22 protein-coding genes and 1 other RNA gene are annotated in these 23,519 nt (G+C 44.9%); 10 read left to right on the forward strand and 13 right to left on the reverse strand.

Features of this window, described 5'->3' with window-relative positions:
* The first annotated feature begins 255 nt into the window (after positions 1–255).
* The 5 genes from IQ263_RS07940 to IQ263_RS07960 all read left to right on the forward strand — a co-directional run bounded on the left by IQ263_RS07940 (position 256) and on the right by IQ263_RS07960 (position 8,851).
* The gene (locus tag IQ263_RS07940; RefSeq protein WP_194066957.1) at positions 256–4,488 is read left to right on the forward strand and encodes a PAS domain S-box protein; all 4,233 of its coding nucleotides are present in this window, start codon (positions 256–258) and stop codon (positions 4,486–4,488) included.
* A 187-nt stretch (positions 4,489–4,675) separates the two neighbouring features.
* Entirely contained in the window at positions 4,676–5,851 is a 1,176-nt protein-coding gene (gene corA, locus IQ263_RS07945) for a magnesium/cobalt transporter CorA (protein WP_194066958.1), read from the forward strand.
* A gap of 55 nt (positions 5,852–5,906) precedes the next feature.
* An RNA gene (gene rnpB, locus IQ263_RS07950) (RNase P RNA component class A) lies at positions 5,907–6,340 on the forward strand.
* Positions 6,341–6,579: 239 nt separating this feature from the next.
* Positions 6,580–7,290, forward strand: coding sequence for a ribonuclease III (gene rnc / locus IQ263_RS07955; RefSeq protein ID WP_194066959.1), 711 nt, complete (start codon positions 6,580–6,582; stop codon positions 7,288–7,290).
* A gap of 481 nt (positions 7,291–7,771) precedes the next feature.
* A complete protein-coding gene (locus IQ263_RS07960) occupies positions 7,772–8,851 on the forward strand; it encodes a Gfo/Idh/MocA family oxidoreductase (RefSeq protein WP_194066960.1) in 1,080 nt (359 codons plus the stop codon).
* Between the two features lie 114 nt (positions 8,852–8,965).
* On the opposite strand, the gene IQ263_RS07965 is transcribed toward IQ263_RS07960, so the two are convergent.
* Complete coding sequence (locus IQ263_RS07965; RefSeq protein ID WP_194066961.1) at positions 8,966–11,017, reverse strand: sensor histidine kinase; 2,052 nt, start codon at positions 11,015–11,017, stop codon at positions 8,966–8,968.
* Between the two features lie 218 nt (positions 11,018–11,235).
* Entirely contained in the window at positions 11,236–11,685 is a 450-nt protein-coding gene (locus tag IQ263_RS07970) for a hypothetical protein (protein ID WP_194066962.1), read from the reverse strand.
* A 94-nt stretch (positions 11,686–11,779) separates the two neighbouring features.
* Here IQ263_RS07970 and IQ263_RS07975 point away from each other — a divergent pair, with 94 nt between their 5' ends.
* A complete protein-coding gene (locus IQ263_RS07975) occupies positions 11,780–12,361 on the forward strand; it encodes a class I SAM-dependent methyltransferase (RefSeq protein WP_486579295.1) in 582 nt (193 codons plus the stop codon).
* Positions 12,362–12,525: 164 nt separating this feature from the next.
* Here the strand turns inward: IQ263_RS07975 and IQ263_RS07980 are convergent, their stop codons facing one another.
* Positions 12,526–12,720: a hypothetical protein gene (locus tag IQ263_RS07980; RefSeq protein WP_194066963.1), complete on the reverse strand. Its 195-nt coding sequence runs from the start codon at positions 12,718–12,720 to the stop codon at positions 12,526–12,528.
* A gap of 224 nt (positions 12,721–12,944) precedes the next feature.
* On the opposite strand from IQ263_RS07980, the gene IQ263_RS07985 reads away from it, so the two are divergent.
* From IQ263_RS07985 to IQ263_RS28335, 3 genes are all read left to right on the forward strand, one after another.
* Positions 12,945–13,202, forward strand: a complete 258-nt coding sequence (locus IQ263_RS07985; RefSeq protein WP_194012004.1) for a DUF2811 domain-containing protein — start codon at positions 12,945–12,947, stop codon at positions 13,200–13,202.
* Positions 13,203–13,343: 141 nt separating this feature from the next.
* Positions 13,344–13,550, forward strand: a complete 207-nt coding sequence (locus IQ263_RS28330; protein WP_228049878.1) for a hypothetical protein — start codon at positions 13,344–13,346, stop codon at positions 13,548–13,550.
* Positions 13,547–13,777: a hypothetical protein gene (locus IQ263_RS28335; protein ID WP_228049879.1), complete on the forward strand. Its 231-nt coding sequence runs from the start codon at positions 13,547–13,549 to the stop codon at positions 13,775–13,777. The genes IQ263_RS28330 and IQ263_RS28335 overlap by 4 nt, the downstream gene beginning before the upstream one ends.
* A 117-nt stretch (positions 13,778–13,894) precedes the next feature.
* Here IQ263_RS28335 and IQ263_RS07995 read toward each other — a convergent pair whose 3' ends face one another.
* From IQ263_RS07995 to IQ263_RS08015, 5 genes are all read right to left on the reverse strand, one after another.
* Positions 13,895–14,587: a response regulator transcription factor gene (locus IQ263_RS07995; protein ID WP_194066964.1), complete on the reverse strand. Its 693-nt coding sequence runs from the start codon at positions 14,585–14,587 to the stop codon at positions 13,895–13,897.
* Between the two features lie 105 nt (positions 14,588–14,692).
* Positions 14,693–16,885, reverse strand: coding sequence for a tetratricopeptide repeat protein (locus tag IQ263_RS08000; RefSeq protein WP_194066965.1), 2,193 nt, complete (start codon positions 16,883–16,885; stop codon positions 14,693–14,695).
* Between the two features lie 528 nt (positions 16,886–17,413).
* Entirely contained in the window at positions 17,414–17,581 is a 168-nt protein-coding gene (gene psb34 / locus IQ263_RS08005; protein ID WP_194011997.1) for a photosystem II assembly protein Psb34, read from the reverse strand.
* Between the two features lie 205 nt (positions 17,582–17,786).
* Complete coding sequence (locus tag IQ263_RS08010) at positions 17,787–18,818, reverse strand: thiazole synthase (protein WP_194066966.1); 1,032 nt, start codon at positions 18,816–18,818, stop codon at positions 17,787–17,789.
* Positions 18,793–19,311: a CdiA C-terminal domain-containing protein gene (locus tag IQ263_RS08015; protein WP_194066967.1), complete on the reverse strand. Its 519-nt coding sequence runs from the start codon at positions 19,309–19,311 to the stop codon at positions 18,793–18,795. Before IQ263_RS08015 ends, IQ263_RS08010 begins: the two co-directional genes overlap by 26 nt.
* 41 nt (positions 19,312–19,352) lie before the next feature.
* On the opposite strand from IQ263_RS08015, the gene IQ263_RS08020 reads away from it, so the two are divergent.
* Entirely contained in the window at positions 19,353–20,054 is a 702-nt protein-coding gene (locus IQ263_RS08020; protein WP_194066968.1) for a Crp/Fnr family transcriptional regulator, read from the forward strand.
* A 193-nt stretch (positions 20,055–20,247) separates the two neighbouring features.
* Here the strand turns inward: IQ263_RS08020 and IQ263_RS08025 are convergent, their stop codons facing one another.
* From IQ263_RS08025 to IQ263_RS08045, 5 genes are all read right to left on the reverse strand, one after another.
* Positions 20,248–20,583, reverse strand: a complete 336-nt coding sequence (locus IQ263_RS08025) for a cupin domain-containing protein (RefSeq protein ID WP_194066969.1) — start codon at positions 20,581–20,583, stop codon at positions 20,248–20,250.
* 14 nt (positions 20,584–20,597) lie between these two features.
* Entirely contained in the window at positions 20,598–21,377 is a 780-nt protein-coding gene (locus tag IQ263_RS08030) for an SAM-dependent methyltransferase (RefSeq protein WP_194066970.1), read from the reverse strand.
* 273 nt (positions 21,378–21,650) lie between these two features.
* Complete coding sequence (locus IQ263_RS08035; protein ID WP_194066971.1) at positions 21,651–22,760, reverse strand: fatty acid desaturase; 1,110 nt, start codon at positions 22,758–22,760, stop codon at positions 21,651–21,653.
* A gap of 125 nt (positions 22,761–22,885) precedes the next feature.
* Positions 22,886–23,341: a hypothetical protein gene (locus tag IQ263_RS08040; protein WP_194066972.1), complete on the reverse strand. Its 456-nt coding sequence runs from the start codon at positions 23,339–23,341 to the stop codon at positions 22,886–22,888.
* Positions 23,331–23,513, reverse strand: a complete 183-nt coding sequence (locus IQ263_RS08045) for a hypothetical protein (RefSeq protein ID WP_194066973.1) — start codon at positions 23,511–23,513, stop codon at positions 23,331–23,333. Before IQ263_RS08045 ends, IQ263_RS08040 begins: the two co-directional genes overlap by 11 nt.
* Positions 23,514–23,519: the final 6 nt, after the last annotated feature.

Here is a 23,519-nt window from a genome sequence, read left to right on the forward strand (position 1 = left end):
CCTCTCCCCCTCTCCCTCTCTCCCTCTCTCCCTCTCCCTTTTCTATCCGATGCGTCTTGTTTAAAAAAAGAACATCTGTTCTAATTAAGTTATATTCATAAAAATACTATTTCCTAAAAATTATTGTATCCTAGAGGGTTGCGCCGAAAATTTCACCGGAAACCGCAAATATAAAGTACGCAAAAATATTTGAGTGAGTTAAACTAATTTTAGGAAAAATTTAAAGCTTTACTTGCAAGCGATCGCAAAATACCCATGCAGGAAGTTATCAACTCGTTACAGTCTTTTTTCTCTAACTCTGTTGATGCTTTCCTAGAGTGCGATCGACAGCAAAACTACCTATACATCAATCCCGTTGCTGCTGCTTGGATGGGATTGGAGCCTGCTGAAATAGTCAACAAAACTAACCAAGAATTATTGCAATTATATCCCAATAATTCTGCTCTCAAAAACATAATCTCGCAGATTGATTCCTGCCTGCAACAAGTATTTATAACAGGGGAAAAAAAGCTGGCAATTCACGAGGTGAGGGCGGCAGACGGCGGGATTAAAATTTACGAAACTGCTTACACGCCAGCGGTGGATGCCTCTAGCAACCAGATGCGGGTTTTGGGTGTCGGTAGGGATATCACCAGGCACTACCGCTGGCAGCAAGAGAAAACTCAGCAGTTGCGCCGATCGAACCATTTACTGTGGTTGAATGCAGCTAACAGTCCCCTGGCAATGGTAGGCTGGGATGAAAATTTCCGAATCGTTCAGTGGTCAAAACGCGCCCAAGAAATCTTTGGCTGGACATCGGATGATATGATGGGCAAGCATTTCGGCGATTTGGATTTGGTTTGCGAAGAAGAAAGAGAGGCTGTAAGCGCGATCGAACTAGAACTAGCCTCCGGGAATGGCAATATTTCCATCAATCAAAATAAAACTAAAAGCGGACAAGTTATTTGGTGTCGCTGGTTCAACTCAATTATTCGCAGCGGCGACTCTTTTACCGTACTTTCTTTGGTGGAAGACATCACAGATCGCAAACGATTGGAAGCAGAAAAAGCCCAAGCTTCTCGCCTCACAGCAATGGTAGCCGATGTTGGTATTGCCCTCACCAAACACCCTCAAGATATCCTGCTTCCCTGCTGCGACGCAATGGTGCGAAATATTGATGTCGCCTCCGCTGAAATTTGGACTTTAAACTCTCAATCCAATATTTGGGAGTTGCAAGCAGCCTCGGGACTCTACAGCCGCACAGGCGATCGGGCTAGCTTTATTGCAAGTAAGGTTAACTCGATCGCCCAACAGCAAAAACCGCAATTTGACTGCGGATTTGAACTGAAGAATTTTGGACTTCCAGAAGAAGAATCCGAAGCAACAGGGTTATGCAGTTCCGAATTAGCAATTATCAACAGCCGCCAAAATCCGGCAAATTGCCAAATTCCCCAGCAAATTTTTACCTTCGCCGGCTACCCCTTAATAGTCGAAGAAAGGCTGGTGGGAGTGATGGTAATTATCAGTTTCAAGCCGCTGACAGCACCATTTCAAGAAACTTTAGCATCGGTTGCCGATGTCATAGCTTTAGGCATCGAACGCAAGCGCGCAGAAGCTGAATTAAAATCCGCTAAAGGTTTCCTCAATTCCGTAGTAGAAAATCTGCCCGTGGGAGTTTTTGCTAAAGATGCTTCTTCGCTGAAATTTGTACTGTGGAATAAGGCCGGGGAAGCGATCGCAGGTGTTACCTCTCAAGAGGCGATCGGCAAAAATGACTACGATATTTATCCCAAAGAACAAGCTGATGTTTTCACCGCTCAAGATAGGGAAATATTGACAGCTCATCGCAACCAATCTACTGTTAAAGAAATAGCCGAAGAGCCGATCCAAACTCGCCACAAAGGTATGAGAATACTGCACACCCGCAAAGTGCCAATTCTCGACGCTCAGGGGCATCCTCAGTACGTGTTGGGTATTACAGAAGATATTACCGAACGCAGGCAGGTAGACGAAAGCGTGCGCCTCTACGACCAAATAGTGGAGAATATGCAGATTGGTTTGTACGTCTACCATTTGGAAGATCTAGACGATGATAGTACGTTAAGGGCGATCGCCTCCAATCCCGCTGCTACCAGGTTTACTGGGTTAGAAATGGCCGACGTTTTGGGCATGACAATTGACGAAATTTTTCCTCATTTGCGATCGAAAAATATTCCCCAAGCATTTGCTTCGGTAATTATCGGCCAAAAAGCCGTAGAAGTTGAAGATATTGACTGCGATGAATCCGGCAAAATAACTCGCGCTTTTTCTATCAAAGCTTTTCCATTACCTAACAACTGCGTCGGCGTTGCTTTTGAAAATATTACAACTCGCAAGTGCCTGGAATTAGAACTACAAATAGCTTTAACACAAACTGAACGTTCCGAAGAACTGCTTCGCACAGTAATAGACACAACCAGCGACTGGATTTTTGCCAAAGACAAACAATTTAACTATATTTTGGTCAACAAAAGTTTAGCTCAATCTATCGGTAAAACAGTCGAAGAAATTATTGGAAAATCTGATTTAGATTTAGGATTCTCAGAAGAGCTAGTATTTGGGAATCCCGCACAAAATATCCGAGGATTCCGCACAGACGACTCTGCTGCACTAGCTGGCGAAATCATCCACAATCCCTGCGATGCGGCAACTGTTGCTGATGGTTCAGTACATATTTTAGACACCCAAAAAGTCCCTCTGCGCGACGCAGAAGGTAATATATTTGCAGTTCTAGGTTTCACTCACGACATTACAGAACGCTATGAATCGGAAGCAGCTTTGCGTAGAAGTGAATCAAGATTTCGATCTTTAGTAGCTAATATTCCCGGAGTTGTTTATCGCTGGGAATGCGATTTTTCTACAAGTTTTATTAGCGATGCCGTTTACTTGCTTTCGGGCTACCCGGCTGCGGATTTTCTTTTGCCTTTGGAGATGGGAAGCCGGACTTTTGCTAGTATTATTTACCCGGAAGATTTGGCAAAAGTAGAAGCAACAATTTGGCAATCAATAGAAAGCAAACAGTCTTATAATTTGGAATACCGCTTGTTAGCAGCAGATGGCACCGTTAAATGGGTGTGGGATAAAGGTTCTCCCGTGTTCGACGCAGATGGGAGCGTTTTCTGTTTGGACGGGGTGATTTTGGATATTAGCGATCGCTATTACGCCCAAGAAGCATTGCGCCAAAAAACTTCCGAGTTAGAAGCTGTTTTTCTGGCCCTGCCCGATTTGTATTTCCGCCTCAATACTGACGGCATTATTTTGGATTACTTATCAGGAAATTCAGCGGATTTCTACCTGAATTCTGAGTATTTTATGGGCAAACGAATGGCAGATATATTACCTGCAACCGTCGCCAGCCAGTTCAATCTGGCAATGTTTCAAATTTCCGAAAACGGAACACCGATTGATCTAGAGTATTCCCTACCCAGGCCGGCAGGAGAAGAAACTTATGAAGCTAGATTGCTACCTCTTAACTCTAATCAGGCGATCGTTATTGCCCGCAATATTACTAAGCGCAAACAAGCCGAATCTCAATTAAAAGATAAAAATGCCCAATTAGAGCAAACATTGAAACAATTAGGAAAAACTCAAGCTCAACTAATTCATGCGGAAAAAATGTCTAGTTTGGGACAGCTAGTCGCGGGAATTGCTCACGAAATTAATAATCCTGTCAGTTTTATTTACGGCAATATTATTCACGCGAGCCTGTATGCGAATAATTTGCTACAATTGTGTACTTTGTATCAAGAACATTACCCGGAACCTGTTGCTGCGATCGCAAATCTTGCTGAAGAAATAGAAATCGAATTTATGAAAGAGGATTTTCCGCACCTGTTGACTTCTATTCAAACTGGAGCCGATCGCATTCGTGAAATTGTTCTGTCTTTACGCAACTTTGCCCGCCTGGAAGAATCCGATATTAAGCGTGTTGATATTCACGAAGGAATTGACAGCGCGCTATTAATTTTGCAACACAAATTCAAAGAAAATGGTAGAAATCGCCCGATTGAAATAATTAAAGAATATGGGACGCTGCCCCAAGTAGAATGCTACGCTGGACAGTTAAATCAAGTGTTTATGAATATATTAAGTAATGCCATTGATGCTTTGGCAAGTGTGAGAAATAGAAAGTGGGAATTGCCTAGTCCAACGGATGCCCAACGGCAAAATTCTACGAGTTTACCTTTGGGTTGTGACGCATTACCTTCGATTCGGATTCGCACGGAGGTTTTGGAGAACAATTGGGTGGCGATCGCCATTTCAGATAACGGCGCGGGAATGGCAGAGTCTGTAAAATCTCGGATATTTGACCCGTTTTTTACGAATAAACCAGTAGGTAAGGGTACTGGTTTGGGATTGTCTATCTCTTATCAGATTGTGGTGGAAAGACACAGGGGCGCGCTGCGCTGCATTTCGGCGCCTGGTGAGGGAACTGAATTTGCGATCGAGATTCCCATGCGGCAAAGATAATTAGTTATTGGTTATTGGTTGTTGGTTGTTAGTTGTTATTGGTTAGTTGTTATTGGTTAGTTGTCATTGGTTAGTTGTTATTGGTTGTTGGTTGTTATTGGTTAGTTGTTAGTGGTTGTTGGTTGTTGATAGTTATACGTAAAAAGTGATAATCTAATTGAAGCTTCTAAAACTCAGGAATATTAACATGGCATACAAAGGCATAAAAAATACTTCGAGTGTATTTCAAAAACCAATTAAAGATGATGATGATGATGATTCCTACGTTGATTATTTTTATGACGATCCGGGGGCGCTGCCGGGAACTCTAGACTTAGAACCGGATGCGCCGCCTCCAGACATTGTATTAATTGACTATTGCGAAACCAAAGCTACTCGCCCTAAAAAATTGTTAAATCCTCAAGAAGCTGCTGCCTATTTAGATACAAAATCTGTTTCTTGGGTTGATATGTTGGGATTGGGCAATAAAGAAACTTGGCGACAAATGAGCGATGTTTTTAATTTGCACGTAATGGCTCAGGAAGATGTAGTAAATATTCCCCAACGCCCGAAAGTTGTAGACTATGAAGAACACCTTTTAATTATTGCCTGGATGGTGATGATTAAGCCTAATTCAGATAATTTTCATAAAGAACAAGTTAGTTTAATTTTGGGCAAACATTACCTGCTAAGTGTTCAGGAAGAACCGGATTATGATTGTTTCGATCCGGTGCGCGAGCGAATTCGCAAAGGACAAGGAGCTATTCGCAAGCACGGAGCTGATTATCTTGCTTATACTCTGTTGGATTCGATTATAGATGGATTTTTCCCTGTATTAGAACTTTACGGAGAGCGGATTGAAGAATTAGAGGATGAAGTGGTGGTGAACCCCAATCGCAAAACCCTGGAAAAAATCTATAAAATTCGGCGAGAATTGCTGACGCTGCGCCGCGCCATTTGGCCGCAGCGGGATGCAATTAATGTTTTGATTCGAGATAGCAGCGATTTGATTACTCCAGAGGTGCGAATTTACTTGCGTGACTGTTACGATCACACGGTGCAGGTGATGGATATGGTGGAAACCTATCGAGAGTTATCGTCGGGTTTGATGGATGTTTATCTGTCTTCGGTTGGCAATAAGATGAATGAAATCATGAAATTGCTAACGGTGATTTCGAGTATTTTTATTCCGTTAACTTTTGTGGCGGGAGTATACGGGATGAATTTCAATACAGAAAAATCGCCTTTGAATATGCCGGAACTGAACTGGTATTTTGGCTATCCGCTTTGTTGGGCGTTGATGGTGGCGATCGCGTCTAGTTTAGTTTTCTTCTTTTGGCGGCGCGGCTGGTTTGAAAATTTTTCTACTATTAAAGATGATTGAAATCTAAAATCCTCAATTGATTGACGAACGATCGCGTACAATAAGTCTGGGGAAAAAAGTAGGCGCAGGCGGTTGCGGATTGGCGAAAGCTGGTCTGAGGAAAGTCCGGGCTCCCGAAAAACCAAACTTGCTGGGTAACGCCCAGTGCGAGCGATCGTGAGGATAGTGCCACAGAAAGATACCGCCCCCCGATTTGAGATTGGAGATTAGAGATTGGAGATTGCATCAAAAATTGATCGTCAAAAATTGCAAGTTGTTAGGGGGTAAGGGTGCAAAGGTGCGGTAAGAGCGCACCAGCAGCATCGAGAGGTGCTGGCTAGGTAAACCCCGGTTGGGAGCAAGGTCGGAGGGACTATGGTTGGTTTTTTACCAGTTCCGTTTTTTGGTACCGCTTGAGGCGTTTGGTAACAAACGTCCCAGATAGATAACTGCCATCGAAAAGTGCTTGCATTTGAGAGAACAGAACCCGGCTTATGTCCGACTTTTTTCCCTCCAAAAATCCCAGAGTGGGAGAGTGGGAGAATTTTTATATATTATTTTTAGAATCAAGTGAGATATAGCAATTCGATCGCGTTGTGAGGATATGCGGGCTGCTTCCTGTGCCCGCGAGGCTTATGCGCGACAGATAGCCTCATGTTACCGAGACTCGGCTATAGATTTCCAATTCCCAATTCCCAATTCCCAATTCCCAATTCCCAATTCCCAATTCCCTGTTTGCCCAATTCGCTATGAATATGCTTTATCCTGGTCGCCAAAAGCAACTTGAAACATTAATTGAAAAGTTGGGACTGTCGAAGGATGCTTCGATCAAATGGCATCTCGTCGATTTAGCTTTGACTCATGCGAGTGCGTCTGCTAAGGCAAATTACGAGCAGCTAGAGTTTGTCGGCGATGCTGTGGTGCGGCTGGCTGCGTCTGAATTGTTGTTTGAGATTTATCCTGACTGTACGGTGGGGGAATTTGCTGCCATTCGATCGATCTTGGTGAGCGATCGCATTCTTGCTAAAATCGCTGAAAGTTACGGGTTCGATCGCTATTTAATTGTTTCCAGCAGCGCCGCCGCCGACAAAACAGGTGCTGTTCCCAGACTGGCCGATTCTTTGGAAGCCTTACTCGCCGCGCTTTATTTGAGCGCCCAGACGTTAGAATTAATTCGCCCTTGGTTAGACGGTCACTTTCAACGCCTAGCGGCGGAGATTCGCAGCGATCCGGCCAGGCAAAATTACAAAGCTGCTCTCCAAGAGTTGACTCAAGGCAAATATAAAACTTTGCCCAAGTATACCGTGGAAGAAACCGGAACTGTCCAGGGCGGCGAGGATCGTTTTACGGCAAAAGTTAGCATTCAGGGAGAGTTGGTAGCAGAGGGAAAAGGTCGATCGATCAAAGCTGCCGAACAAGCTGCGGCTCGCTCCGCTTTCAATAAATTAGTTAGTTGTTAGTTGTTAGTTGTTAGTTGTTAGTTGTTAGTTGTTAGTTGTTAGTTGTTGGTTGTTAGTTGTTAGTTGTTAGTTGTTAGTTGTTAGTTGTTAGTTGTTGGTTGTTGGTTGTTAGTTGTTAGTTGTTAGTTGTTAGTTGTTAGTTGTTGGTTGTTAGTTGTTAGTTGTTAGTTGTTAGTTGTTAGTTGTTAGTTGTTAGTTGTTAGTTGTTAGTTGTTATAGCAAATCAGAGTTTTGGATACCTTTTATGAACCAGTCGGCGCAGGCCGACTTTGTTTGTATAGACGCGGTTTCAACCGCAGAATCATCAAGGGGTATGTTACCCAGATTTAGTAGTCAGTAGTCAGCAGTCAGTAGTCCTTAGTCAGCAGTCATTAGTTAGTAGTTAGTATTCATTGGGCAGTGGAACTTTTACTATTAAATAACACCAATAAATTAGAAATTATGCTATAATTGATGGGCGATTTTTTAAAATTTATTATTAATGAAAATCGGAATAGCTGTATTGGGTGCGGGCCGCTGGGGAGTTAATCTCATTCGCAACTTTATCGAACATCCCAACAGTCAAGTTTTAGCGGTGGTAGATCCGAATTTAGATTCATTGATGGCTGTCCAAAAACAGTTTAATTTTAATGAGTCCGTGATTCTAGCTACCGATTGGTCGCAAGTGCAAGAATTGCCGGGACTGGATGCTGTGGCGATCGCCACTCCAGCTTCCACACACTACACCCTCGCAGCCACAGCCTTGCAAAAAGGCTACCACGTCTTAGTAGAAAAACCCCTCGCCATCAATCTCAGTGAAGCAATAAAACTGTGCCAATTAGCCGAAAAACAGCAGCGGCAACTCTTCGTTGACCACACTTATCTGTTTCATCCAGCAGTCGATCGCGGCCAAAGAATAATTCAACAGCATCAACTCGGAAAATTGCGCTACGGTTACGCTCAGCGTACTCATTATGAACCAGTGCGGCACGATGTTGATGCCCTTTGGGATTTGGCCATTCACGATATTGCTATTTTCAATACTTGGCTCCAACAAACTCCTATTCAAGTCAGAGCAACGGGCACTGTATTTCCGAAGTCAGAAGTCACAAGTCAGAGGGAAGAAGCAATAAATCCTTCAGAAAAACTAGCAGATTTAGTTTGGGTAACGCTCACCTATCCTGACGGATTTCAAGCACTTATTCACCTGTGCTGGCTGAATCCCGACAAACAGCGGCGCTTAACCGTTGTTGGTAGTTTGGGAACCTTGATTTTTGATGAAATGTCACCGGAAAGTATGCTGATTTTGCAGCACGCTAGTTCAAATCGGCGGGGGGAAGAGCATAATGTTTGCGAAAGTGCGATGGCGCCTCGGCCCACTACTAACATCCAAAGTCGCGAAATATTAAGTTTAGAACAAGTAGAACCGCTGCGGCGAGTGTGCGATCGCTTCCTCACCTCCGTGCAAACAAATACGCCTTGTCCTACCTCTTCCGGCGATGCTTCCGTCGAATTAATCCGCATTCTCAGCGCTTTGAGCAAATCTTTGAAACTAGGCGGACAGCCCGTGATACTATTTTAGATTTTAGATTCTTCGACTTCCCAAGCAAACAAGTTTTAGATGAAAAAGGCAGAGCCTCGTAACGAGCAGTTGAATTGTCATTCCTCATAGTATTCACCCGAAATGATCTACCTCCTAATTTTTTAAATTTCCATTTTCTGTTACCAAATCCTGGCTGTTAAAATAAAAACTTGACTGATGATTGACAGGCAAAGAAATCATCACCGAAGTACCTTGATTCACACCCGCGCTCTGCAGAGTAATGCTGCCGATCATAGATTCCATTATCCTTCGAGAGATAGCCAAACCCAAACCGTTACCGCCAAACCTGCGAGTTGTGGAACCATCAGCCATCACAAAAGGCTGAAACAATTTTTGCTGCTGTTCGGGATCGATACCAATTCCGGTATCTTTAATTGTCACCACTACCCAATCGCTTTTACTGCTACTATTACCGATCGCACTTTCCGGTACACTACCGTTAAAACCAGCTGAATGATTACTCGATTCTAACCGCACAGATATAGTAATACTGCCCGACTCGGTAAACTTAACAGCATTGCTCAAAACGTGTATAAACACCTGTTTGAGCTTCTCCGGATCGGCATGAACAATAATCGGAGCGTGAGGTTCTGGCAAGCTTAACTTCAAACCTTTTTCTTCAATTAGAAGTGATTGCAAATCAATTGCATCTTCAAGTACCTGAGTAATATCAACTACTTCTAACATCAGGGAGAACGTGCCGGATTCTATTTTAGCAATGTCTAAAATATCATTAATAATATTCAGCAATTGCATTGACGAGTCGTGGGCGCGCTGCAAAAACTCCATTTCTTCATCTCGGTCATCGCAGTAGCCGTCTCGCACAATTTGAATAAAACCAATAATTCCGTTGAGCGGCGTTCTAAGTTCGTGAGAAATATTGCCCAAAAATTCGTTTTTCAACTGATTGGCAACTTGCGCTTCCTTGGTTGCGACTGCCGATTCTCTTGCCGATTCTCTCAGGCTCTCCACCATGCTGTTGAGTGCTTCTGATAGTTGATTGAATTCCCGAATTTGGAAATTTTGGGGCACTGCCTGCGGCGCTTCTGTATCCACTGTCAGCGCGTAGTCTCTCAGTTGTTCCAAGGGACGCGCCAAGTCGCGAGACAGGTATAAAGTCGCGACGATGCTAGCCGCCACTAAACCGATGATTAAGTTAAATAAAACTTGCTGAATTTCTTCTAAGCCTGAGAGAGCGTAATCTAAGCGAGAGACAGCTAAAATAATCCATTTAGTGTTCTCTTTTTTAGTTAAAGGGCTGGGGATGGCAGCGTATCCTGCTAGCAATTCTACGCCATTTCTTTCAAAGGAAAATAGGTGGAGAAAAGCTTGTCCGCCGGCGATCGCCCTTCTGACAATACTTTTTAGTCGATCGGCATCTGCCTCCGCGGCAATATTGCGGCCGACGCGGTTGATATTCGGGTGCGCCAAAATTGTCCCGTCTTGGTCGATCGCCACCGTATAGCCGGCTAGAGAACCCTTGGGAGCGCTCGTTTGCACCGGCAGAGCCGACTGCAAACTCAAAGCATAACTCAACTTTCGGCTGTTGCCGCGACCAATGTAAACAGGAGCGCTCAACACCAAACTGACTTGGCTGTCGCGGGCTTCTTTAGCCGAACCAGAAAAATCCTCCTCACCCAAAGTCATCTTGTCGCCGTTTGCTCTCGGCTTTTGTTGATTCGGCCACAACAGACTGATGTAAACGTTTTTGTCGTCCTGCAGCGTTTGCTGCTGCTGCACTCGCGGCCAAAAATTGGTAGGTAGCGCCTGAATCGGCTGTTGCCCGCAAGTGCTCGCCATCACTTGATTTGTCTGTAAATTAGTCAATTGCAAGCAATCAACCTGAACTGGCAACCGCTGCCCTAATTGCGCGATAAACTTTTGATAATCCTTTGGCTCTACAGACTGCAACATCGAATTTTCCGAAGCGCCGATTAGATTCGATTTCAGCGATTTCGCCCACTGTTCAATTGTTTCGGCTTTTCTGCCTGCACTTTCTGTCAAGTTTTGGCGAGCGGTTTCCAGAAGCGTCGAACGTGCCTTGCGATAGGTAACATACTCCCCCACCAGTAGAACAGGCACGCTGAGCAACAAAATCCGCGACAGTAAAATACGGCGAAAGGAGGACTGACCTAGCTTAACCATAGGACATTTCTAAATTAAGGTGCGACGCTCAACAGCGATCGTAGTGCAATAAGCCAGATTGAAAGTGCGAATCTGCCTAGGGCAATCTGCTGACGGGACAACACAGCTTCAGAACAACATTTAAACACAATTATAGAAGCCACTGTATTAATGTCGATGCTAAGTGTGTCCACTTAAAGATGCTCAGCAATTTGTTTGGCAGATGCCTGTGATTTCAGTCACACTTCCCTCTTAAATTTTCCGATCGACTTGCACCCGATCGCCCAGGCAAAATCTTTCAGGCGAGAAAAAGCGCGATCGCTGACAGAGCACTGTTGGTTGAAGGTAGAATCCCACGGATCTGCTCGCCAGGCCGAAGTTAATAGACCAAAAATTTTCTTTCCGGCTAGTGTATGGAGAGAATTCTGGATCGATCGCACTTTTTGTTTCCGAATGCCGTCTGGCGACGGGCTCCCGGAGCAGAGATGGGATCGGCCTCGAATCGGGGATTCGAGATTCTGCACCCTGTGCATTTTTTTTGGCACATCCGATCGAGCCGGTGACAACAATTCGCCTGTCAAACAAAAAGAATGAGACGATCGAGTTGCCGATCGACCCTCACAACCAGCAGGTGGCGAACATTTACCCAAACAGTACACCCGCGCCCGGTAAATTTGCAGTCTCGGCAATAGTCTCCATAACTTAATCGATGAAAAAAAACTCTAGCAACTATACGTATTATTACACAAACAACCATCCCAGATATCATCACACTTATTTGATATCTCCCATTTTAGAAATGCTCGCGACACTTCAGGAAGCCAGCCAGACAAAACTCCGAGTTTTGGATCTCGGCTGCGGCAATGGCAGCCTCAGTCACGTCATCGCACAGCACGGCTGCGAAGTTGTGTTGACACTTCTGCACCCGGAATTGCCATCTCCAGTCAAAGTTTCCCCGACTGTCAGTTTATCCAAGCCGACATTTACGAGCTTCCCGATACCAATATGCTGCACTCATTCGATATTGTCTTAGCCCTTGAAGTAATCGAACACTTACTTTATCCAAAAGAAGTGGCAAAAAATGCCCAAAAATGCCTCAAACCCGGAGGAAGGCTAATTCTTTCCACACCCTATCAGGGCTATTTAAAAAACCTAGCCTTAGCTGTGACAGGCAAAGTAGACAAACATTTTACCGTACTTTGGGATAACGGTAACATTAAATTCTTTTCAGTACAAACCCTCACCAAATTATTGACCAAAGATAGGGACACCGATCTTCAATTTAAATTCGCAGGTCGGTGTCCCTATCTTTGGAAATCAATGTTCTGCTCTAGTAAAATATCAGAAAAACCTGAAGAATTATAATTTTTTGTCGGTGAGTGGGAGCATTGGTGTTTTGCTATAAAACACGCAAGAGCTACCTCTAACCACAACAAGACAATGCTTTTTATCAAGTCCCAGATGCCCCCAAGGCCTTCGGGAAGAAAACACCAATGACCGATGACCCATGACCGATGACCGATGAATAATTAATCCCCTTTGCAATTCTTATTTTTTCCCAGACTTTTCCCTAAACATTCCACAGCGTTTCCACAGGCAAGTCCGAGGTTTTCCACAGATTTGAAAAAGTTTTCCACAGAAATTAACGGCACGGTCGGATCTTGCTGCGGAATTGGGGATTTTGTTAACCTGCTGTCAAATCCCTCAGAAAACTTCCCACACATAAAGATATGTAACAAAAAAAGCCCTGAAAGGCTTATTTATTGGTAAATCTTTTTTTTACATAAAGGAGTTTGTAATATTTCGCAACATTGACAAACCCGCCTCCTGATACGCACAATGATGCGACCGACCTAAAAAAAAGCGCTCTAATTTCGGCTGTGTCTGCACCTGTATCCAGCCGAAAGGGGGGTTCTATTTTCAATTTATTAGCGAGACTAAAAAAATGATGAACCCGACAGTCAGTATTTTTGCCGAAATTCCCGAAACGCTGCACGATTCTCTCAAAATTTATCTGGAAACTCACCCCGAATGGGATCTAGACCGAGTATTCTCGGCGTCTCTGTCGCTGTTTTTGTTGCAGAATGCCGATAGCGGTACGCCGGAAGCTTCGCGCAGTTATCGCCAAGCTGCGAGAGTTTATCTCGAAACTCTGTTTCAGTCCCCTCAAGACTTGCACAGCAATAATGTAACTCCGTCTTCGTGAAGGAGAGAGGGCTCGATTCGGCTTGCTTCGGCTATGTTATTCGGATAAGCCGCTCGGAGGGTAAAGATGGGAAGATGGGGAGACGGGGAGAGGCGATCGCTTGGGACATTTTCTTCACAAACTCTGGTGTGATCGTATCTCGTGAAAACTAATATTGCAATAGCGGGAATCAAAGATTTGTTCGGCAGTCAGGCCTCACGCGCATTCCTCCCGTCAGTCAACGGAGTACCGTGTTTGGTGCGGGACTCCTGCTGTCTAGTTGAAGCAGGAGTTGATTTTTGCCGATCGCCCCCGCGTTATGTTTGTTGGCAAAATAAGCAGCAACCGGTGCCGATGACCGGGCGATGATTCAGTCTCAGTTGCTGAGTTTTCCGGGGAAACGGAGGGCGCTGTTGGGGGCTTTGGGGTTTGTCCCGTCGGCAATGGGTGCTCGACTTTCGCCGCAGGGTTTAAAATCTTTGCCCGGACTGTATTTGTGCAGCAACTACCTTGGAGGCGTGGCTTTGGGAGATTGCATCGGCAGGGGTTTTGAGCGGGCGCAAGAAGTGGGCGAGTATTTGCAGCAATCAGATTAGTTCGTAGTGTGGAATGCGAGTCCGCACTACGAACCGTTTTTATGACGAGTAGATCGATCGAACACCAGCGGAATTAGAACTCGTGCACCCGCCCCTAGAGCTTTGTGCCGAATGTTGCTAGGTTGTGGGTTCAAACTTGTAACCCACCCGCCGGACAGTTTGAATCATCGAAATTCGATTGGTATCTGGCTCAATTTTGCGGCGAATTTGACCGATATGGACATCCACCACGCGCTCGGCTCCTACATATTCGTAGTGCCACACTTCTTGCAGCAATTCCGCTCGCCTCCACACGCGACCGGGTTTGCTGGCCAAACAGTACAGCAAGTCGAATTCTAAAGCAGTCAAAGCCACTATTTGATTGTTGAGAATCACTTCGCGGCGGACTGGATCTATTAGTAGCTCCCCAAAGGTAAGACTTTGTTGCTCAGTGGCAGTAACTGTGCGTTTGCGCCTCAAAATTGCTTCAACGCGAGCTCCTATCTCCACAAGACTAAAAGGTTTAGTAATGTAGTCGTCAGCACCTTCGGCAAACCCTTTCATTTTGTCAGCTTCATCGTTTCGGCTGGTCAGCATCAACACAAACACGCCCGTCCGTCTTTGCATTTCTTGACATAGTTTGTAGCCAGTAGTATCAGGTAAATTTACATCTAGAACTACTAAGTCAGGATTGAGTTGCTCAAATAATTCCATACCAGTCTGACCGTCCTCGCCAGACTCAACTTGATAACCTTGCTGGCTTAAAAAACGGTAAATTAAATTTCGGATTGCCGGGTCGTCATCAACCACAAGGATTTTTACAGGGGCCATGACCACAACTTTAATTGAAGAATTAGGTAAGAATATTCAGCCATAATAATAGAAAAGTGGATACAAATCTAGAAAAAATTGAGCTTTTAAGAGTTATAGCCGTATTTATAACCTACGCAAAATTTCTGGCAATAAATCTCCGGGAACCTTGGATAAGGCTAAATTTTGGCCGGCAAGCCCACATTCGCTATAGAAAGCTCGAATCGTTTTAACAATATAGCTTAATGCTGTTTGCCGGCAATCATCAGCGGCTTGGGAATTGGCTGGGGGTTGCAGGTTGAGTTTATCTCCATATATTAACCCTTTGTCGTTAAGATGCTGTCCCCATTCGGCACACACTTGCAACAGGTGGTGCAGTGCTGCATCTAAATGGCTGGTTTGTGCGGCTTTGTTGAGGGCCAAATCTGGGGCTGTGGCTAGTTGATAGTGGGCTAGTCCGAGATTGTTGCGGGCGGCAAGAGTGTCAAAGGTGAGTTGGGTTCGATCGAGTTTTCGGGAAATATCCAAGGCGGCTTCGTAGGCGGTAATCGCCTGCTGCAATGAGTCGATGCGGGCTGGTTTCTGCTGGAACTGGTTCGCCAAATGCCAGTAAGCCGTAGCGAGATTGTTGTAGGTGGCGGCTGCGGCTGCTGGTACCAATTCTCGGGTGCGGTATTTCAAGGCTTCGCGGTAGGCCTCAATCGCCCTGACTAATAAAAGTTCTGAGGGTTCGTGCTGGGCGAGGTTCCAGCAGGCGGTACCGAGGTTGTTTTGGACTCCGGCATAGTTGAGGGGTTCTCGTTCTGGACTGTAGCAGGAGAGGGCTTGGGTGTAAGCTGCGATCGCGCTTTTGAGATAGACGATGGGTTCACCGTCTTGGGCTAAATGCCAGTATGCTGTCGCCAAATTATTCTGAGCCGCAGCGCACTGCTGGGGCTCCGTCGCAGGGTCTAGATCCAGCAGCGCTTGTTGGTAAGCTGCAACTGCTTGCTGCAAGTTCTGTGTCTTGTCTTGATAGCGCGCTAAATCTGCTAAGGCGATGCCCAAATTTTTGTTTAATCTGACACGGGTTTGAGGTGCGCTCTCGGCATCTGTGCGGTTCAAACCTTCAATGTAGAGGGCGATGCTGCGTTCGAGGCAGGATACCGGATCGGGGACTTCCACACCGTCGGTGCGATCGCGCGACAGCATCCAGTAAAAAGTGCCGAGATCGTTGATCAAATCGTCCATCGGCGGTAAGCTGTTGGACTCCTCGGCGTATTGAGTTAAATTTTGTGTCAATTGGGCGATCAGCCGCGCGCATTCCTCAGTTGGTGGTTGATTTTGCTGCGAGCTCGCGTCGAGTTCGAGGTATGCAATCACTTGCTCGATCGCGCGAATGGCGATTGTCAAGTTTTGTGGCGAAGACTCTCCGCCCAGAATCCGATCGCGGTAGTAATTCCCCAAACTGTGATAAGCCAAAGCCAAGGCTTCGGAACAGCACTGATGTTCTTGCAGCAATTCGATATATTGCAAGGTTTGCAGCGGCAGAAAATTGTCCTCCGATGCGGCATCACCCTCTGCTTCGAGCTCATCCTCCGAGGCCGTCGCTAGCACCAAATCTGCCAGTTCGATAGATTTAGCATCTGGCGCTGGGAATGATGCGGAATCGGGAATTGAGGATTGTTCGGACTCTTGCGATCTTAAAAGTTGGTCGGCGGAGTCTCCGTTGTCCCGCAAGTTGCCCAAGTTTTCGGAGTTCCCGAAGTCCTCGGAGCGGCCGAAGTCTTGCTTGGCTGGAGTCGGTTCGCCTTCAAACTCAAATACTCCGGTTCGCCACTGCCAAAATTCTGGGGCCGATTGCTCGATCGAACTCAGCCAGGGGCGCGACACCCACAGCAACAAAGTAGACTCGCACATTTGCAGGTGTGCTTCGATGTCCCTCAAATAGCTCAGGAAAGACCACTGCACGGCTGCTGAATGCCTGGTCAGGTGTTCTGCCCCCAGAATTTGAAATCCCGGCAAAGGGCTGTAGATGCCCATATTTTGGGGCGGTGGGTGTTTGGTCAGCCATGCGGCGAGGGATCCCCAAGGATTGGGATCGTTCAAGTCGAGTTCCAAACTGACAAATCGGGGATAGTCGATCGGGGAGCGAGGATTGGAGCCTGCGCTTTCAGCGGTTAATTCTGCCTGCAAGCGGGCTGCCAGACAGTCCCGCAAGCACAAGTCGTCGCAGGCGGCAATAAAAATTTGACGGCGTAAGTTGAGGTCGATCGCCTGTTTCAAGCGTTGGTATATCTGCTTGTTCGAGCTAGAAACTTTTTGGGAAGGAGTAGACATCACAGTCTGGCGATTTTAGATTTTAGATTGAAGAATTGGGATTTTTGATTGTAGATTTTAGAGTTGAGAGTTAAAATCGCGAAAAGCTCATAACTCGCAACACCTTCCTGTTTGGCAGTCTGGCGATTTTAGATTGTAGATTTTAGACTTGGGATTTTCGATTGTAGATTTTAGAGTTGAGAGTTAAAATCGCCGAAAGCTGATAACTCGCAACACCTTTCTGTTCGGCAGTCTGGCGGTTTTAGATTTGAGATTTGGGATTTTAGATTAACAATTTTCAGGTGGTGACGATGGCGTCCGATCGATTGCAGCCCAAGTCCCAGAACCCGATCGCAGAAAGAAAAAAGCACAAGCTTTCCACTGGTGCTATTTAGTGTTCCAGCTTTCTCGGCACAGTTCAGGACTATCGCAACTACCTGCTGTTTGTTGAAACACAAAAACCATGTTGACCTTGGTTGGGAAACATGGTTGGTTGAAGGATTATTTAAAATTGCAATTTGAAGCAGCCTTGATTCTGAACCCTGTTTTTTAGACGGAAGCCGCCACAAAAACCAAACCTGCCACTAACAGCGCTCCTGCAATACCCAAGATGATATAGTTCCGCTGTTGGTTTTGGTTGGGAGGTTGGGCACCGTACATTTTCGGCTCTTTGGCAAAATTGTTCAAGCGTCCGTCTTCTTCGGTAGTGTAAGGCATTGACAACAATCCTCTATATTTTTGATTGTCCTCACTTTACCAAAAAAACGCTATCAAAGTATCACCCTTAAGTTGAGGAATTTATTTTGAGGTGATGTCGGGTATATTACTTTAACAAAAATGGTTCGTAGTGCGGAATGCGAGTCTGCTGCTTAAGAACGGACTCGCATTCGGCACTACGAACCTGAGTTCGATCGATCGGACATTATTTTGAGCTGACAGTACCTGTTTCTGGGGAAGAGGCGATCGCGTAATCTTTGACTGGCATTCTTCCTGCTAAGTAGGCGATCCGTCCGGCTTCTGCAGCCATTCCCATTGCTTTTGCCATTGCTGGAGAATTTTGGGCATTGGCGATCGCCGAATTAATCAGCAGTGCGTCAGCGCCCATTTCCATTGCTTTAGCAGCTTCGCTGGGGGTTCCGATCCCCGCATCCACTACCACAGGAACTTTTACCGTGTCAATAATGATTTGAATGTTGGCGGCATTATTGATCCCTTGCCCGGAACCGATGGGCGAAGCTAAAGGCATCACCGTCGCACAACCGACTTCTTCGAGGCGTTTTGCTAGTAGCGGATCGGCATTGATGTAAGGCAAAACGGCAAAACCTTCTTTGACTAATTTTTCTGCTGCTTCCAAAGTGCCGATCGGATCTGGTAGCAAATATTTAGCATCGGGAATCACTTCTAACTTGACAAAATTATTATCTTCCTGTCCCAAAAGCTTCGCCATTTCCCTGCCCAAACGAGCCACTCTAATCGCCTCATCTGCAGTTTGACAACCAGCAGTATTGGGCAGCATCCAAATTTTAGTCCAATCAAGAGCCTCTGCCAATCCTTCATGACCGGGAGCATTTGTTTGCACTCGGCGCACCGCTACAGTCACAATTTCGCACCTGCTAGCGTTAACACTTTGCTGCATTTCGGCAATGCTGCGATATTTTCCCGTCCCCGTCATCAAGCGAGAATGAAAAGTTTTGCCGGCAATCACCAGAGGTTTATCTAAAGATGGCGTTGCGGTATCTACTGGATAGCCAAAAATGCTGTACTCAAGTGCCTCTTCCCATAGTTGTCTGCCACCCATCATTTCTTCAAGCTGCCAAGCTTCTTCAATAGTTAGATCGTCGTGGGTAACAGCAGATAAAATTTGCCCTAAAGTAATTAATTTAGCATCTCGCGGCATATTGTTCTGCAATCCCCGCCCTACAGTCTCTTTAAATTCGCTGAAATGATCTTCCATTTTTCCACTCTTCCCTTGTAATGATTTGAATCTGTTCGCTGTTAACAACAAAAAATATTTTTTGAATTTGCTTTTCGGTATCCCAAAACAGAGCTTGTTTGATGCCAGCGTTGATTTTCCAGACATCGTAATTTTCTCGGTTGATGTGAAAAATAACGGTTGCTGCACCTTGCTTTTTTGCTCTACTGATGCCTTCTTGCACTCTGTCTCTGATGTTTTGGGTCTGTTCTGTCAACTCCTTAAATTCGCAAATCTGACCGTCTATCTCAGCATCTGGCGTTCTCACACCCTCTGCTGCTTGTTCGCTCAGCATTTTAACTCTCTTGCCTATTTTAGCCAAAACTTCAGCAACAAATATTTCCGAATTATTAAGATTGTGTTGTTGGTGGATGAGGACAAATCCGCCAGCTATCTCATCAAAATAATATCGCTGATATTCGGGTTCTGCATTTTTGTAGATGGCTCTGCTAGCCTCGATATATTCTGAATTCACCGCTATGATACTCTGAATGGACTCCGGCTCAAGTTAAATGTATGAAAGCAACTGTCGAGCAACTGGTAGAAATTGGGATATTTGCCAGCTTAAACCGAACTGATTTAGAGCAATTGCAAGAACATACAGCAATTCGGACTTACCAACAGGGAGAAGTTGTGATGTATGAGGGCGATCGCATCCCGGAAAAATTATACACGCTTTTGAGCGGTTCTCTGCGGGTGACAAAAACGGCGGCGGCGGGCAAAGAAACAATTCTCCGCACTTTATTTCAGGGAGATATTTTTGCTGCACCTGCTTTGCTGGGTAACGGGATTGCGCCGGCAACGGTGACTGCTGAAACTGATGTGCAAGTTCTTACCACAGAACGGGAATTTTTGCTAGCAGCAATTCGGCAAAATCCTGAGATTGCTTTGCGAATATTGGCGGTTTTTAACCAGCGGTTGCAGCAACTACACGAGACTGTGCACGGTTTGGTGTCGGAAAGGGCGATCGTGCGGCTGGCCCGATTCATTCATTACTTTAGCATCGAGCAAGGTACGAAAATTGTAGATAATAGTGTATGTTTAAAAAAACGTTTGCCCTACTATCAAATTGCTCGCAGCATTGGCATCACCTATGAAGAATGCGTGCGGTTGTTTAAGAAACTTAAGCCGTTTGTATCCTACAGTAGAGGCGGTAAAATTACTGTTTTAGATTGGCAGAAATTGGAGGATATTGCCTCTGGAGATGAAATAGATTAAAGGTTTGTACGGCCTTTTTCAGAAAGATGAGGTACTATCTGGGATTGGGCATTGGGCGGAGCGAAGCGGAGGGATTGGGCTATCCTCATCACGCTTGAGAACCGCTATAGTCAGGAATTGGATTTTTCGGTTTTTTGCGGACGGTCGTCCTGACTACGAACGTTTTGATATACATCAAAATTTGATGTTGATATTAGTGGGTTTCGGAAAATGTTAAAACAAACGCTAGATTTTCTTCAGCTTTCAAAGCGTGGGGCGCTCGTGCGGGCATGAATACAAATACTCCCGGTTCCAAAACTATATCCTTACCTTCGAGGGTCAAAACTCCTTTTCCTGCCACTACATTTATTGTGGCATTTCGCGCTGAATGGTGTTCTGAAATGTCCGAACCTGCTGCCAAACAAAGTAAAGTATGCTGACAATTATTGTCTTTGACTAAAATTTTAGTCAGCACTCCGGTGGCGGGATATTCGATTGTATCTTTCAGTTGGATTGATGAAGATTGTAGCGGTAAAATGGTAGCAGTCATAACTTTTTACTCCGTTAAGATTGTTTTTGAGCACAGATGATGATGTAGCCTAAATCCTGTTGGTACTTCTGGAAAACTCGACGCATTGCTAAGATGCGATCGCGAATTTGCGATCGGCTTAAAACATTCCACACAATCCGCACAGTACCCACAAAGCCTTCGTCATTAAGCATTCGCCGCAAGTTGAGAAGTCCCATCCCCCCGGTTTGATACTTTTCTACTTGCAAACCCGCGTTTTGACAAAGAGTAATCCAGCCTGACTCAGACAAAGGTGTTGAATTAACTCGAATCACTTCCGATAAAGCTTTGTGAATTTCTGATTCTCGGTTTTTGGCTAAAAGTTCGTGAGACAAAAACTTGCCACCCGGTTTTAGCCGATCGCCAATTCCTGATAAAATCTTTGCTTTCCCCGACGGCGACTGCATCGTCAGGATAGCTTCAGCCAACACCCAATCAAACTCTTGGGTAATCCGATCCAAGTGCAAAATATCTCCTTCGATAATTTCCACTCGATCGCTCAAACCCGCTGCTGCAACGTTAGCACGGGCCCGCGCCACACTGTCGGGATTTTTTTCAACTCCCACTACTTTTACACCAAAACGTTCTGCAAGGGCGATCGAGCTATATCCAAAACTCGCCGCCAACTCCAAAACAGTATCCCCAGGCTTAAAATCCGCCAATTCTAATAACATTTCTGTAGCAGCTTTTCCCCCCGGCCTCAGCATTGTCTTACCAGCCGCAGCCAGCACTACATGGCCCGGCGCAGTCTTAAAATTGAGAGTAGTATCGGTCATTGACTTGAACTCCTATTTAAGCTTACCCTCAGCTTGCCAGATTCTCCCAAATCTGTCTATGAGCTAACTCATATTCAAATTATTGTAAGGTGCGTCAATCTCCTGTATTTTTGAAAATTATCCCAAAAATTTCGAGAGGCTGACGCACCCTACAATAGCGGGAACTCACCTAATTAATTAGGAAAGTCCCAGTTGCAATTGATCTCACTAGCTGCACCGCTAATCCTAGGATTTGGGCAATAAACCAGCACCCAAATTCAATGCTATCCGATTTTAATTAGCTACAGGGCTGAAGAGATTTTCTTGTTTAAATAATGCGATCGATTGCAGACTATCGGAATCAGCATCCCAAAGAATGAACTTGAAACAATCAGGTATCTCCCGAATTGTCAGAATTCTGGAATTACCAAGCAGGTGAATATTAGCATTGTGACACGCCTGAAGATTGTAATTGGGGATACGCTCAGACAGATGATGAATATTGTGGTAAGCAATATCAGCCGAAAACCAGTTGAGAATAGTTGGTAATTTTAGGTAACTACTGCCTTCAATTGCACCCATAAGGTAGTCCCAACCCTCTGTTTTATGAGCATAGGAACCCTCAAAATTATGCTGGACAAAGAAAATACAGATAAATATCGCTGCCGAACAGGTCATGACAATTGAGTAAACACTCCAGAAAAAGCCAACCCCAAGTAAGTTGCTGAGATAAATCCAGCTACCAACAACACAAATATTGTTGAATAGTAAATCCCAAAATTCAGCCGTAGTATACCAATGTTTGGATTTATAAGAAGCAATGATTGCAGATAAACCCATCCCAAAATCTTTATTGAGACAAGCAAACATATGTCCTATAAAACCACTAATTCCCAAGATCAGCGCTAATCTGGGCTTAATAATTAGATAGAAAAAACCACCAGGAAACAGCATCAATGGATGTCTGAGTAACTGATACATCTTTTGACCAAATGGACTTAGCGCCGCAAATTGTTCGGTGGATATCAACGCCGAAGGGCCTCGGTACATATCCCAATTACCATTGTGTTTGTGGTGATAAGCGTGTCCCCTCGACCAGGGGTACTGAGGAATCGCATTGATGATACCTAGCAAAAAACCCACGGTGCGATTGACCTTTTTGGAACTAAACAGAGAATAATGTCCGCAGTCGTGCATCAAAGAGAAACAACGGCCCGAAAAAAGTGTCATTAACACGATTATCGGTGGCAGAAGCCATACAGAAATTGCAGCAGCTTTAAATGCTAAAAACCCTAAAAATGTATAGGGAATTACTGTATTTAAGATTTGCCAAGTAGCTTTGAAGTTGTTGCTCTTCATATAAGGAGATAGCACAAAATCCGACTTTTTGATCGCGCTTTTCATTCAGTATGTTTCTAGTGTGGATAAGTGCTGAACAGAGAATTAGAATGGGGTATTTTGCCCTTGTAAAAAGTTAATGGCAGTTTTATTTTAACCCATGCTTAATAAACCTGCTGATAATATTGAGTTCATTGTCTTCTCATTTGGCTTGTATCGTACAGTTGAAATTCACCCCAACACTGACGTACTTGGTCATAACAATCAACCGGAGGAATCGCCAACCGTTGCAGCAAATCGATTTCTATTTGACCGTCACCTGTTAGCAGTATAATAATTTCTTGGGTGGGATTGTAGGTGGCAATGATTTGAAGTAAATTTGAGATAGCGGATGGCTCTAATTCGAGTCGTCGTAGATAATCTGTTACTGATAATTCAGTGATGAATTGCAAGTAATGCGGAATTGTATCAACCTGCCAATTCACAGGTGTATTGACGGGCAGACTTACATCACAAACCGCCATACCTCGACCAACGGTTAAAAATCCATTCCAAGCTGTGTATCCAATTGTCAGCATATTTTGGTGTATGAACTGATTCTGCCAATAGCCAAAGCTACCTTGCCGCTTGTTATCTTCAACTTGCATTGGCTTGATCCCCCAGCACTTTAGCATATTTCACCATATTTTTCAGCGAGGGAACAGTCTGAAATAAAGCATCTGTCTCTGATTTCCCACTCGCAAATGCTGCCAGGGCCTTCTTAACTTCTAGGTTTTTACCAATCCGAGGATATCTCAATGTCTCAGCTATAATCGTCATAACTCA

Origin of the sequence: Tychonema sp. LEGE 06208 (assembly GCF_015207505.1) — a bacterium.
In the GTDB taxonomy this organism is placed as follows: domain Bacteria; phylum Cyanobacteriota; class Cyanobacteriia; order Cyanobacteriales; family Microcoleaceae; genus Microcoleus.

What these genes read in the sequence shown, in the direction of transcription:
- IQ263_RS07940 (WP_194066957.1), top strand. Translation starts at nt 256, where the DNA reads ATGCAGGAAGTTATCAACTCGTTACAGTCTTTTTTCTCTAACTCTGTT.
- corA (WP_194066958.1), top strand. Translation starts at nt 4,676, where the DNA reads ATGGCATACAAAGGCATAAAAAATACTTCGAGTGTATTTCAAAAACCA.
- rnc (WP_194066959.1), top strand. Translation starts at nt 6,580, where the DNA reads ATGAATATGCTTTATCCTGGTCGCCAAAAGCAACTTGAAACATTAATT.
- IQ263_RS07960 (WP_194066960.1), top strand. Translation starts at nt 7,772, where the DNA reads ATGAAAATCGGAATAGCTGTATTGGGTGCGGGCCGCTGGGGAGTTAAT.
- IQ263_RS07965 (WP_194066961.1), bottom strand. Translation starts at nt 11,017, where the DNA reads ATGGTTAAGCTAGGTCAGTCCTCCTTTCGCCGTATTTTACTGTCGCGG.
- IQ263_RS07980 (WP_194066963.1), bottom strand. Translation starts at nt 12,720, where the DNA reads ATGTGTGGGAAGTTTTCTGAGGGATTTGACAGCAGGTTAACAAAATCC.
- IQ263_RS07985 (WP_194012004.1), top strand. Translation starts at nt 12,945, where the DNA reads ATGAACCCGACAGTCAGTATTTTTGCCGAAATTCCCGAAACGCTGCAC.
- IQ263_RS28335 (WP_228049879.1), top strand. Translation starts at nt 13,547, where the DNA reads ATGATTCAGTCTCAGTTGCTGAGTTTTCCGGGGAAACGGAGGGCGCTG.
- IQ263_RS07995 (WP_194066964.1), bottom strand. Translation starts at nt 14,587, where the DNA reads ATGGCCCCTGTAAAAATCCTTGTGGTTGATGACGACCCGGCAATCCGA.
- IQ263_RS08000 (WP_194066965.1), bottom strand. Translation starts at nt 16,885, where the DNA reads ATGTCTACTCCTTCCCAAAAAGTTTCTAGCTCGAACAAGCAGATATAC.
- psb34 (WP_194011997.1), bottom strand. Translation starts at nt 17,581, where the DNA reads ATGCCTTACACTACCGAAGAAGACGGACGCTTGAACAATTTTGCCAAA.
- IQ263_RS08010 (WP_194066966.1), bottom strand. Translation starts at nt 18,818, where the DNA reads ATGGAAGATCATTTCAGCGAATTTAAAGAGACTGTAGGGCGGGGATTG.
- IQ263_RS08020 (WP_194066968.1), top strand. Translation starts at nt 19,353, where the DNA reads ATGAAAGCAACTGTCGAGCAACTGGTAGAAATTGGGATATTTGCCAGC.
- IQ263_RS08025 (WP_194066969.1), bottom strand. Translation starts at nt 20,583, where the DNA reads ATGACTGCTACCATTTTACCGCTACAATCTTCATCAATCCAACTGAAA.
- IQ263_RS08030 (WP_194066970.1), bottom strand. Translation starts at nt 21,377, where the DNA reads ATGACCGATACTACTCTCAATTTTAAGACTGCGCCGGGCCATGTAGTG.
- IQ263_RS08035 (WP_194066971.1), bottom strand. Translation starts at nt 22,760, where the DNA reads ATGAAAAGCGCGATCAAAAAGTCGGATTTTGTGCTATCTCCTTATATG.
- IQ263_RS08040 (WP_194066972.1), bottom strand. Translation starts at nt 23,341, where the DNA reads ATGCAAGTTGAAGATAACAAGCGGCAAGGTAGCTTTGGCTATTGGCAG.
- IQ263_RS08045 (WP_194066973.1), bottom strand. Translation starts at nt 23,513, where the DNA reads ATGACGATTATAGCTGAGACATTGAGATATCCTCGGATTGGTAAAAAC.